Annotated in this window: 14 protein-coding genes; 3 read left to right on the top strand and 11 right to left on the bottom strand. The window is 35.5% G+C overall.

All coding sequences use genetic code 11. The annotated features are described in order from the left end of the window. Positions 1 to 11: 11 nt before the first annotated feature. The 3 genes from MKY26_RS03655 to MKY26_RS03645 all read right to left on the bottom strand — a co-directional run bounded on the left by MKY26_RS03655 (position 12) and on the right by MKY26_RS03645 (position 1,192). Complete coding sequence (locus tag MKY26_RS03655) at positions 12 to 443, bottom strand: hypothetical protein (protein ID WP_095369643.1); 432 nt, start codon at positions 441 to 443, stop codon at positions 12 to 14. 89 nt (positions 444 to 532) lie between these two features. After that, positions 533 to 772, bottom strand: coding sequence for a YlbE-like family protein (locus MKY26_RS03650; RefSeq protein ID WP_191812444.1), 240 nt, complete (start codon positions 770 to 772; stop codon positions 533 to 535). Positions 773 to 787: 15 nt separating this feature from the next. Continuing rightward, positions 788 to 1,192, bottom strand: a complete 405-nt coding sequence (locus tag MKY26_RS03645) for a YlbD family protein (protein WP_095369644.1) — start codon at positions 1,190 to 1,192, stop codon at positions 788 to 790. Positions 1,193 to 1,394: 202 nt separating this feature from the next. Between MKY26_RS03645 and MKY26_RS03640 the strand changes: the two genes are divergently transcribed. After that, complete coding sequence (locus MKY26_RS03640; protein ID WP_095369645.1) at positions 1,395 to 1,883, top strand: PaaI family thioesterase; 489 nt, start codon at positions 1,395 to 1,397, stop codon at positions 1,881 to 1,883. 46 nt (positions 1,884 to 1,929) lie between these two features. Here the strand turns inward: MKY26_RS03640 and MKY26_RS03635 are convergent, their stop codons facing one another. Beyond that, entirely contained in the window at positions 1,930 to 3,012 is a 1,083-nt protein-coding gene (locus MKY26_RS03635) for a CAP domain-containing protein (RefSeq protein ID WP_307314618.1), read from the bottom strand. 495 nt (positions 3,013 to 3,507) lie between these two features. Between MKY26_RS03635 and MKY26_RS03630 the strand changes: the two genes are divergently transcribed. Beyond that, positions 3,508 to 3,867: a YugN family protein gene (locus MKY26_RS03630; protein WP_095369647.1), complete on the top strand. Its 360-nt coding sequence runs from the start codon at positions 3,508 to 3,510 to the stop codon at positions 3,865 to 3,867. Between the two features lie 26 nt (positions 3,868 to 3,893). On the opposite strand, the gene MKY26_RS03625 is transcribed toward MKY26_RS03630, so the two are convergent. The 7 genes from MKY26_RS03625 to coxB all read right to left on the bottom strand — a co-directional run bounded on the left by MKY26_RS03625 (position 3,894) and on the right by coxB (position 10,279). Then, positions 3,894 to 4,223, bottom strand: coding sequence for a hypothetical protein (locus MKY26_RS03625; protein ID WP_095369648.1), 330 nt, complete (start codon positions 4,221 to 4,223; stop codon positions 3,894 to 3,896). A gap of 309 nt (positions 4,224 to 4,532) precedes the next feature. After that, on the bottom strand, positions 4,533 to 5,000 hold the full coding sequence (locus MKY26_RS03620; protein ID WP_095369649.1) for a DUF420 domain-containing protein: 468 nt from the start codon (positions 4,998 to 5,000) through the stop codon (positions 4,533 to 4,535). Between the two features lie 184 nt (positions 5,001 to 5,184). Next, a complete protein-coding gene (gene ctaG / locus MKY26_RS03615; RefSeq protein ID WP_095369650.1) occupies positions 5,185 to 6,087 on the bottom strand; it encodes a cytochrome c oxidase assembly factor CtaG in 903 nt (300 codons plus the stop codon). Positions 6,088 to 6,355: 268 nt separating this feature from the next. Then, on the bottom strand, positions 6,356 to 6,688 hold the full coding sequence (gene ctaF / locus MKY26_RS03610; protein WP_095369651.1) for a cytochrome c oxidase subunit IVB: 333 nt from the start codon (positions 6,686 to 6,688) through the stop codon (positions 6,356 to 6,358). 3 nt (positions 6,689 to 6,691) lie between these two features. Next, positions 6,692 to 7,321: a cytochrome (ubi)quinol oxidase subunit III gene (locus MKY26_RS03605; protein WP_095369652.1), complete on the bottom strand. Its 630-nt coding sequence runs from the start codon at positions 7,319 to 7,321 to the stop codon at positions 6,692 to 6,694. Beyond that, positions 7,321 to 9,186: a cytochrome c oxidase subunit I gene (gene ctaD / locus MKY26_RS03600; protein WP_322909201.1), complete on the bottom strand. Its 1,866-nt coding sequence runs from the start codon at positions 9,184 to 9,186 to the stop codon at positions 7,321 to 7,323. Before ctaD ends, MKY26_RS03605 begins: the two co-directional genes overlap by 1 nt. Positions 9,187 to 9,220: 34 nt before the next feature. Continuing rightward, complete coding sequence (gene coxB, locus MKY26_RS03595) at positions 9,221 to 10,279, bottom strand: cytochrome c oxidase subunit II (RefSeq protein ID WP_095369654.1); 1,059 nt, start codon at positions 10,277 to 10,279, stop codon at positions 9,221 to 9,223. 1,056 nt (positions 10,280 to 11,335) lie between these two features. Between coxB and MKY26_RS03590 the strand changes: the two genes are divergently transcribed. Then, entirely contained in the window at positions 11,336 to 12,295 is a 960-nt protein-coding gene (locus MKY26_RS03590) for a COX15/CtaA family protein (protein ID WP_322909200.1), read from the top strand. Positions 12,296 to 12,297: the final 2 nt, after the last annotated feature.

Below are 12,297 nucleotides of genomic sequence, written 5' to 3'. Positions count from 1 at the left end.
ACTGAGAAGAATTATTCCACTTGTACGATAAATTCTTTTGTCAAAAAGTAAAGCGCGGGATCACTACTCACTACTTCTAGTTTGATATGATGTTTCCCTTGTGACAACCCTTTTATTTTGAAAGCTGCGCGGTTGATTTCTTCTGTTTTCTCCCCATCAACATAAACAATAAACTTTCCCTTCACCCCTTGTCGATCTTCTCTAAATGTTATCCCATCAACAATACATTCAATAAATACATCGTTACCTTCCACTAAATGCTTGACGAAGAAATCTTGTGGCCCTTTTGCCATGGCCGTTGTTACCGGAATAGATTCTCTAATTTCAAGCCCCTTAACAGGAGCTAGTATGCTATTTGTTTCTGGCTCTGGAATATCTTTGGTGCAAGCTACTAATAAGATGAATAAAATACAAAGCGAGAAGTATTGATATATTTTCTGCAAGCTCATCAACCCTTTTTATTATGTATTATTTGCTTTTACATAATAATTACTCATAAAAAATAGCCTTCTTCCTAAGCGAAGAAGACCATTTATGATTGACTGTTCATTGCTTGAAACATGCTCATCATCATAGATGCCATCTGAACCCCATTAGAAAACTTTTCTACATGATGAGGAATTGTTTTTTTATGATAATGTAAAGACGCAACTTCTAATTTCTGTATTTCTGTTGGGTTTCGCGATAACGTTCGATACCACTGTGGCTGTTCTCTAACGAACTTTTTTAATTCTTCATTTTGTTGAATATACTCTCTTATATCTTTACGCAAAGATTTTCACCTTCTTTAATCTTTTTTAAATGCAAATGGATTTGGCTTTTGAGCAATTGAATTTGATTTAGTAGAGCTTTTAGAGGATGTAGCTCCTCCTTGAAATTGTGATAACACCCCTTGAATTGCTCCGAGAGCCTGGCTCATATTTGTAATATAACCTTGTACTTGATTAACATCCATGTTTTTTACAGTTCCCATCACTTGATTGATCCAATCTTGTTTGTTTTCAGTAGTGGTTTCGGAAGAATCACTCTTCTGATCACGCACATCTTGCTCATCATCTTCCAATAGGTACCATTCTTCATACAATTGCTGCATCGACTTTTTGCCGGACCTCACTTCTTTTAGTACTGATGGATTCTTTTTCACATAAGACTTAAACCGTTCCACAGTTGGGTGCAATTGTTTCTGTGCCACTATTATTCACCTCGTTTTCGTTACAAATGCCTACTTTATTGTATGAGTGCACCTCCATAATAGTGATAAATTTCTATATTTCTATTGGTTAGGTTTCTGTTACGATAAAGATAAGCACATATACAAAACTTCATTTTATTGGAATGAGGATGAAAACGGTTTATGCTTAAAGTTAATGATATAACAAGGAGTTTCACAAATTATGACAAAGAAAGATTTCTTACTTCAAAAGTTTTCACAAATTATTGCCGAGACTAATGACAAAGATTTAGCGTTAATCGATAGTATTGTGGATAGTTTAGAAAGAGAGCAAAATGGGGCTAATCGTTCATATATTGAAGCATTTATGAATGTAGAAGAACAGTTAGAAGATGATGCTGTTACAATTTCCATCCCTATTACACCTCTACTTTATAATCCGCTTGGTATTGTTCACGGAGGTATGATTGCTACACTCATTGATACTGCAATGGGTACTCTAAGCAATGAAGCAGCTCCGTTAGATAAGGTGGCAGTGACTACACAATTAAACATTCATTATTTAGCTGCAATTAAAGGCAACAACCTTACTTGTCATGCAACAATCACTCATAAAGGAAGTCGTATGATGGTCCTCTCTGCAGTCGTTGAAAGAGACGACGGTAAGAAGGTTGCAACTGCTTCCTCTAACTTTTTTGTTATTGGAAAGTGAACAAAAAAAAGACGTGCACTCATCATACAATGAGTATGCCACGTCTTTATTCTTGTTCCCATTTTTCAATAAAGTTTTGTGTAAAGTGCTTCTTATGAACACCTACACCAATGTGAGTAAATTGTTCGTTCAATAAAGTTTCACGATGCGCACTACTATTTAACCATCCCTCCATTACTGAAGGTGCATCTACATAATTAGCAGCGATATTTTCACCAGCAGATAGATAAGCAACCTCGCCCGCTTTTAGGCGATCTGACAGTTCACCATATTCATCCGACGTATGCGAAAAGGCTTCACTTTCATACATATCCACACTGTGGTTATATGCTACTTCTTGGGTCTGCTCATCTAAGCTAAGCTCATTCACATTATATCTTTCTCTCATTACGTTTGTAATATCAATAATCTGCTGCTCCATTCCTCGATTGATAGCGGCTTCTTCCTCTTCTTCTATATCATTTACGACAAATAACTCGCCCCTATAAACTAATTCATAAGGCCTTAACATCACGAAAGACTCATCATTTAGAAAACGTACACTAGAAAGCGTACCTGTAAATTTATCTAAATAAAGTAATGCATAATAATCGCCAATTCTAATAATTGGTCTCATATTCATGTCCGCTTCTGATAACTCAAAGCGATAAACACTACCTTCGAATTCAATTTCTATATTTGTTTCTGCATATAACGAAGAATAAATTTCTCCTGATGGTTGTCCTATTTTAAAAGGGGTAACATCCACTTCTTCACCTGTGGCAAATATGGAAATAACTTTCCCTTCCCATATACCGACTTGTATATATTCATGGTTGCCATTCGGATAAATCCACCATTCATAGCCTTGAAGTGTAGGATCAATCCGTTCCGGTTCACCAAACTCTTTCTTTATATCCGAAGCTTTTGACCCCATTAAAGTAAGCAACCCTTCTTCAGGCATCTCAGCAACCATTGACTCTTCATCCTGTTGATTACCTATCGTCTCATCTTGAGCAACTTCTGTACCCTCATCACTCAACAGCAGTTGATCTTCACTACTAAAATCTAAGTATAACCATATAACGGTAAGAGCCAATATCAGTACAAATACGCGTAATACACTCTTCAGAGAACTTGCACCTCCCATGACTTCTTTTAAACCCGGACACTTCTATTATATCCATGTCATAAACATGAGTATCGTTAAGAATCACATAACTCCCAATCTTTCCAATACACGAAAAAGTATTTTTTATAACATATGTTTAAATATAGTATATCATCACATAGAAATGGATAATAGCAAGTTGTTTATGAATTAAGAAAACCTTTACAACAACTATAAGGTACGCTTCAATAAAGAAGCTAATTTAAATTGTTTAAAAATCTCGATTTAAAGGTTTATACATCTTATTATACATGGAAATGAACTTTATATCATTAACCTCTATATGTATCATTCTTTTCACTAATTTTTTCATTATACATATATGAAGGATGTTGGGAATACTAGTGTTAGGTGAATATAATGATCCATTTGAAAAAGATTGCAACTTGTCCATTTTTCAACTATTATTAAATTTGAGATGATTCAATATTGGTTCTGTTTACCAATTGTTTTTTTCAGGAGGGATTGATTATTATGAAGCTTGAAAATACGGGTTTAGAAAACAAGCAAGTTGAACTAAAGCGACTAGATGACCTAATGGATTCTTATCAGTTAGTACGTGCAGGACAGTGGGATTATGAAAGAGTTACATACGATCGAAAATTTGAATTAAAAGAAGGAATCTACTATCTTCGTGTATTTGGACATGCAGTCGAAGGGGACGTTGGCGCTAGAAAGGCGACGATTCAATTACTTACTCCTTTATTAGGCAAACATTATTATCCTCATGGAGTAGAATATGGGGATGGCGAACACTTTCCACAATCACTTGTTAAGCAATCTGAAAAGATCCTAACAGACATTAATAATGATTTAGAACAAATACTTAAGTAAGCAAAAAAAACGTGAAGAACAAATCTTCACGTTTTTTCTATCGAGTCGATAGAGCAATGCTCTATTTTCAAAACCACCTTACCAACGCGAAGTCCAGTCAATAATCGAATATCTTCAATAATTTGTTTTTGTAAAATCATCAAATCTGTTAATACTTCTTTATAAGGTCTAATACTTAATCTTACTTCAATTATCACCTGATCATCTAATCGCGTAATAATATCTTCACTACTTCTTCTAATTAACCTTACCTTTTCCTCTGCACCATCCATTTGAAGATAGCGTATATTGGATTCTACAATGGATGAAATGATAAATTTGCGTACTTTTTGTTTTTCCACATCTCGCTTTTCCAATTGCATCATCCATTCATTTCTGGATTCAACCTTATTAAGTAAAGGATATTATAGTAAATGCAGTTTGATCTCATTTTGTTCTGCTATGTTTACAAAAAGTACTCTTTAGACAGTAACCTAAAAACTTCTTGTTTCTTACTATTTGATGGTCTTACTTACTTTATTCTCATTTATTCTTTCTTCATTTACAGTTTTATGTATTACTGTGTCAAGTATTGACATGGAAATACAAGCAAGCAAAAAAAGTCCGAACCTATTCGAATGATACTAGCACTCGAATAAGCTCGGACTTACATGACTTTGGACTTTTTAGAATCCGAATATCGCTTTGATTAATGATGTTGTTTCTCCGCCATGATAAAAAACATATAGTAGTAAATAAACGGCTACCCCCGTAATGGCAGTAGCAAACCAAATAATACTTGTAAAGGGACCGATCTTTCTATGAAGCTTTAACTTATTCTTATATCCCGTATACAAGTTAATGATTCCAAGTACCGCTCCTGATGTGGCCAATGTAATATGAAAGACAAGAAAAAGGGTATAATAAATTTTTATATCATCAGGGCCACCAAATGATGTATTTCCGATAAAGATTGTTCGACTAGCATAAATAATAAAGAATATGATGGCAAAAATGCCAGCTAATGTCATCGATTTTTTATGTGCGTCAATTTTTCTCTTACTAATTTGAACCCAACCAATTGCCACCATAATGGCACTTAACACGATAAAGGTTGTACTGATTGTTGGTAAGACAGGCAATGAATGCTCCATAGTAACTTCCTTTCTCTTATCAAACTTCCTATATGTACTTTATTCTTCATATAATTACATGAAGAAGCTATGCTCATTTTATAAAAGTATTCCTTCTTTTTCAATCATGATTGAATGGTTTTCGTAAAAGTTCTTTAATTGTTCAAAAATGGAGCCTACCTTAGTAGCTAGGTAGGCTCGAGATTTATTCCACTGTTCTTGGGTTCATGAGCTGATTTTCAGCTTCTTTCTCCTCTGACTGTTCTTTGCGATACCATTCAAAAAATACAAGAGCCAAAACATATCCATAAACAATTTCCTGTATAATTTTCATAATAACGCCGCCTAACTGCTGATCATGCAGTAGAGACATACTATTAAACATTTCTGGCCCACTTAAATTTAATCCTGCGAGGGTTCCTGTAGGAACACAGAGAGCTAATGCTTGTCCCCATGCATGTGGATCAGAATACGTTGCATACATCGGTGCGTCTGCAAATATGATCAGTGCACAAGCAGGTGTTAATAGAATACCATCTGCAAAAATATAACCGACTTTTTTTAGCCCACTTATTCTTTGCTGCTCAGGTAACGGCGTGATAAGTGGCCACCACATACATATAGCAAAGAGAAATAAGATGATTGTATAAACTGTATGCAAAGTCATATCTACTTTAATTACATCAAAAATCAATGGGATATGGTAAAAAGAAAATAAGCCATTAAAAAAGATTAAAGCAATTAATGGTTTTGTAAAAAAGCGAAACAATGGTTTTATGATTGGTAAGGCAATAAAGGAACGCCACATCCATTTAGGAATTCCGTAAATAAACAAGATTGGCACAACTAAATAGAGTACACCCATTTGAATCATATGTGCATAAAACATCAAATGTCCCATTAGATCAAGCGGAGATCCCTTAATCAGATATAAGACTAAGATTGCACTTGAAAAGAATAGCGCTTCTTTCTTATGTAATGGTTCACTGTTTGCAAAACGGTGGCGAAACTTAACGGTCACTAAAAAATACAAAATTAACAACAAGACCAATGCTAGAAGAAAATACGGACTCCATAATGCTCTAAATCCAAAAATACTAAGTGGCATTCTTACGTCACCTCATTTTATGTAATACTACAGGCCATCATTATTGTTTCTGATATCAATGTCTATTATACGCTTGTCTTAAAGACCGTGGCAACCCACTTTATGGAATCGGTGTCAACATCTTACCTTGATTGTTGTAACTGTCATAAATTTTTAAGAATTGTAGCTCAATTTTGTTATTCATCTATTACATGAATTAATTAGCAATCTATTTTAACCATTTTTAACCCACAAAAAAACGACTGAAATTTATCAGCCGTTTTTCATTTTACCACCAAATAATTGTCATGAATGCCAGCAGAGTAATGAAAGCTACAAAGACACCTGAATACAGGAACAATGCAGGAGCTTCATGTCCTTTATGGCTCATATGCATGAAATAATATAGTTGGAAGCCTACTTGAACGATTGCTAGTACTAAGATAAACGGAATGGTAAACCATCCGGAAATATCATAGCCAACAGCAATGAAAGCCACAAATGTTAAAAAGATCATCATTGCAAATGAAACAACCTGATATCTCATTTCCTCTGCGCTTTTTCTGCGACGATATTCAATGTCAACTTTTGGGTTACCTGAGTTTAATTCTTCATTTGCCATCAGTTATCCCACCATTCCCATTAAATATACAACCGTAAAGATAAACACCCATACAACATCAATAAAGTGCCAGTATAAACTTGCAACATAAAACTTTGGTGCTGTATAAAGGTCTAATCCACGTTTTGCATTACGTACCATTAATGTAATGATCCATGCAAGACCAAATGCAACGTGACCACCATGGAAGCCTACAAGTGTGTAGAAAGCTGTACCAAATGCTGAACTTGTAAAAGTATGATGGTATTCATGTACATAATGGTTGAATTCATAAACTTCTAAACCAAGGAAAGCTAAACCGAGTAATACGGTAATGCCTAACCATAACTGCATTTTTTTGAAGTTGAAATTCTTCATATGGTACATTGCATAAACACTTGTTAGTGAGCTTGTTAATAACAACATTGTCATAACAAACACTAATGGTATTTCAAAAAGGTCTTTTGCTAAATAATGGTCACTGTTTGGTACACGATCCTTTAATGCTAAATAAGTCGCAAATAAAGTCGCAAATAAAACAGTTTCACCACCAAGAAATAGCCAGAAACCTAAAAATTTATTCTTTCCGTCGAGGGTTTGCTTTTCAGGCGCTGCAGGCCATGTTTCATATGTGAATTTTTCATCTGCCTTCATTATGCCTTACCCCCTTTATCATCATCCATTAATTCCTCTTTATGAATATGATATCCGTGGTCATCTTTCACTGATCTAAAGAACATAGAACCAAAGACAACCAACATGCCGATAATAAGTACTGGGATGCCCCATGAATGTTCATTATGGTACATTGCACCAAATGCCGCGATAAACAATCCTACTGAAATAACAAATGGAACAAATGAATTGTTAGGCATATGGATGTCACCTATTGGCTCAGCAGGAGTCATCTCTTTATTACCTTCCATTTTCTCAATCCAGTAAGCATCTAACCCACGTACAAGCGGAAGCTGTTTAAAGTTATAAAACGGTGGTGGTGATGGTATTGCCCATTCAAGTGTACGTCCGTCACCCCATGGATCGCCACCAACTTTTTTATTCTTCGCAATGGTCATAACCACATTAATTAATAATACGATTGTTGCTACCGCCATAAAGAAGGCACCAACAGTACTTACCAAGTTCGCAGTTTCAAACCCTTGACCTTCGTTAAACGTAAAGATACGACGCGGCATCCCCATTAAACCTAAGAAATGTTGAATAAAGAAGGTTAAATGGAACCCAATTAAAAATAACCAGAATGTTACTTTTCCAAGGGCTTCATTCAACATTGTGCCAAACATCTTCGGCCAATATAGATGTAAACCGCCAAGTAATGCGAAGACAACTCCACCAACGATAACATAATGGAAGTGAGCAACAACAAAGTAACTATCATGGTACTGATAATCCTGTGCAGCTGACGCAAGCATAACACCTGTTACTCCACCCATTGTAAAGGTTGGTATAAACGCAATAGCATACAACATTGGGGTTGTAAATTTAATGCTACCGCCCCACATTGTAAAGAGCCAGTTAAATATTTTAATCCCCGTCGGAACAGCGATTGCCATTGTCGCCACAGAGAAAATGGCATTAGCGATCGGACCTAATCCAGTTGTAAACATATGGTGAGCCCATACCATGAAACCTAAAAACCCGATTAACACAGTAGCGAACACCATTGATGAATAACCAAACAATCTTTTTCTTGAGAAAATCGCAAAGATTTCCGAAAAGATACCAAAAGCTGGTAATACTAAGATATAAACTTCTGGGTGTCCAAAGATCCAGAATAAATGCTCCCAAATAATTGTGTTACCACCCATATCTGGGTTAAAGAAATTTCCTCCAAATAAACGATCAAAAAGCATTAAGAAAAGTGCCACAGTTAATGGAGGGAATGCAAATAGTATTAATGCTGACGTTACAAACGTTGTCCATGTAAATAATGGCATACGCATATAAGTCATTCCTGGTGCACGCATATTAATAATCGTTACAAGGAAGTTAATTCCCCCTATTAATGTACCCGCACCTGAGATTTGTAATCCTAGTACGTAAAAATCTATCCCGTGACCTTCTGACGCAAGTGAAAGGGACGCATAAGAAGTCCAACCAGCATCAGGAGCTCCTCCTAAAAACCATGAAAGGTTTAGAAATACACCACCAAAGAAAAACAACCAGAACCCTAAAGAGTTAAGGAAAGGGAATGCAACATCACGTGCCCCAATTTGTAGTGGCATAACCGCATTCATAAATGCGAATATCAACGGCATCGCTGCCAAGAAAATCATTGTTGTACCGTGCATAGTGAGTATTTCATTGTATACTCCAGCACTTACAAAATCATTGCCTGGTACGGCTAGCTGGATACGGATAAACATTGCCTCTAGTCCACCGACTAGGAAGAAAAATCCACCAGCAATTAGATAAAGGATGGCGATTTTTTTATGGTCAACAGTTGTTAAGTAATCCCATAAAACGGCGCCAACACCTTTTTTCTGAGCATAGGTACTCACAATTTTACCTCCTTCTTAAACGCAAATCGCCTTATCAATCCTCAACTTTAAGGCCCATTAAGTAATCTGTTAATGCATCGATTTCTTCATCTGAAAGGTCACCATACTGACCTGTCATTTTATTTCCAGGCTTAAATTCTTCTGGATCTTTTATCCAAGCTTTCAGATTCTCTTCTGTATGCTCTAAGTATCCAGCTATATGCGTACGGTCACCAAAAGTTGTCAAGTTAGGACCAACAGCATTTGCTCCTGTAGGTGTAACTGCATGACACCCAATACAGCTTTGATTAAAGATTTCTTGCCCTTGTTCTGCAGACGCAGTTTCAGGTTGAGCTGCTTCTTCCATAGAAGCCAAGTCTTCAGCCCAAGCATCAAAATCATCTTTTGAAATAGCTTTTACTTTAAAGTCCATTAATGCATGTGATGGTCCGCAAAGCTCAGCACATTTCCCATAAAAAATATTACCTACTTCATCAGCTTTTTTACTATCAAATTCTAACCAAAACTTATTCGTATTTTCAGTATTGGTATCAAGCTTACCACCAGCAGCTGGAATCCAGAATGAATGTTTCACATCTGTTGATAGTAGATTGAAATATACTTTTTCGTCAGTAGGAACTACTAGCTCCTGGCTAGTTACAATACCTTGATTCGGATATTCGAACTCCCACCAATAAAGATTCGCTTTAACATTTACCACCGTTACATCCGTTTTCCCCTCTTCATTCTTATCTTCCATAGGAGAAACATCAGCTAAGTCAAACGTAGCTGCAACAGTCGGTACAGCTAAAACTAGAAGTAATAAAATTGGTATAACAGTCCAGATAATCTCTAATTTGTGACTTCCTTCAACTTGTTTAGGAATCTTATCGTCTTTACGACGAAACTTAAACAGTACGATAAGGAAAATGACTGTCACGACAATAATGACACCAACCATAATGAATGTACTCAATAGCATAAGGTCATATTGTGTTTGCGCAACTTCACCCGCTGGTTGTAGTGCCGATATAAATGGCTCACCACAGCCGGCTAGAAATAACGTCGTTACAGCTAACATAAATAGCAGACGCCCTTTTGCAAGCCTTTTCATAGCTTATTCATACCCCTCTTTCGTGAAAATTTCTTTGAGTGCTAAAACTTAATATGGATAAATCTCTCAACAAGAGAGAATCTCCCAACAAATGAAAAATGAGCTACCCACCAGTAAAATTAAGTAAAGCCCAACACATACTTCTAATCATATTGTTACAAACTTTGGAAAAGGTATTCCTATCTTAGAAAACAACTTTCTTAAAAAGCTTGTCTTCCTTACTATTATGTTCACTTTTTTAAATATGTAAGTAATCTCATTGTGTTTGCTATGTATTTATGAGTAAACATAATATCCAGATTATTAAAAAAATCTCAGACAGATTTCAAGCTAATTTTACGTTTTCATCCTATTTCCCTTTTAGTATGTGATACTGGAAAGCATTTAATGACAGATTAAAAGTTAAGCACTAACTCCACTATAAAGCAAATTAGTTTACATTACCATATTTGTCATTAAATTCACCAAAGCAGTAAAAATAATTAATTCCAAATCATTTACAATTCCACACAAAACAAGTGTGATGCATTCACTGTATATTAAATCACATTTTTTAGTTATTTTGTGAAATTTTCTAGAATTAATTATGACTAATTTGTGTCAGAAGTTTGTTTTCCATTATATATTCATCACTTTTCTGAGATAATTAAGTTAATAATTTTTTCATTAAATGATAAATTAAGGTAATAACACAACTTATGCTTTTTAGAAATATTTACATGACAACTATATTTCTAGCAGACAAAACTTATGTTTTCAAGGGAAATAAGGATGAATACGGAAGAATTTTTATAAGTATTGTAATATTTTGATGAATCCTGTAGTATCAAAAAAGTGAGTATACATAGACGTATTTTTTTCACATTTACTTCAATCATAACTTATCCGAATAAAATGAAGTAAATAAACATAATGAACACAATTTTTTGGTTATACAATATGACTAATATCAGCATTTAAATGGTATTTATAAGTATAATCACGCGCCGCGTAAACCTATATTCTTATAGCCATAGCGCTCATACATACCTATACATTCAGAAGAAGGTGAAAGATTTGCAACGATCATTAAAATGGTTCGCTGTCCTAACAACAATAGGCATGCTACTCATTCTATTAGGCGGGGCATTAGTTACAAAGACAGATTCGGGAGACGGCTGCGGGGCATCATGGCCATTATGTCACGGTGAATTTATCCCAAGCAATATTTCACCCGAATTAATTATTGAGCTCGCGCATAGACTTGTTTCAGGTTCTGTCGGATTTATGGTTCTAATTTTAGCCATTTGGTCATGGAAAAAGATTGGTCATGTAAGAGAAACTAAATTTCTAGCCATTTCATCTGTCATCTTTCTAGTATTGCAAGCACTCATCGGTGCAGCTGCAGTCATGTGGGGACAATCTGATTTTGTGATGGCACTCCATTTCGGTATTTCATTAATATCATTTGCCGCTGTTCTATTACTTACTTTGTTAATTTTCGAAGTGGATAAGAAGTTCCAAGCAGAAAAACTTGTTCTCGATCAACGAATGAAGCGCCACATTATCGGGGTTACACTCTACAGTTATATCGTTGTTTATACAGGTGCGCTCGTACGACATGTAAATGCTAGTCTCGTTTGTATCGATTGGCCATTCTGTAGGAATGACGCCATCGGTCTTCCCCTAAATATGTATGAATGGATTCAGATGGGACATCGTGCAGCAGCTGGTATCATATTTATTTGGATTACCTATATCATGATACTGGCACTGAAACATTATAAGCATCAGCCAGTTATTTATATCGGCTGGATTATCTCGTTTATTTTAGTCAGTTTGCAAGTCATCGCTGGTGCACTAGTTGTAATTACCCAATTAAACTTATACATTGCGCTCGCCCATGCATTTTTTATTTCTTGCTTGTTTGGGGTGTTAAGCTACTTTATCCTTCTCACAACACGAAGCAAAGCAAATGAATTGACTCAATCAAAGAAAACGGACAATAAAAAAGACAAAAACGTTCCATTATCATAAAT

It is taken from the genome of Cytobacillus sp. FSL R7-0680, from assembly GCF_038009245.1.
GTDB classification, from domain to species: domain Bacteria; phylum Bacillota; class Bacilli; order Bacillales; family Cytobacillaceae; genus Cytobacillus; species Cytobacillus kochii.
Note: the sequence above shows the minus strand (reverse complement) of the source record. Positions and strands in the feature narration are given on the sequence as shown.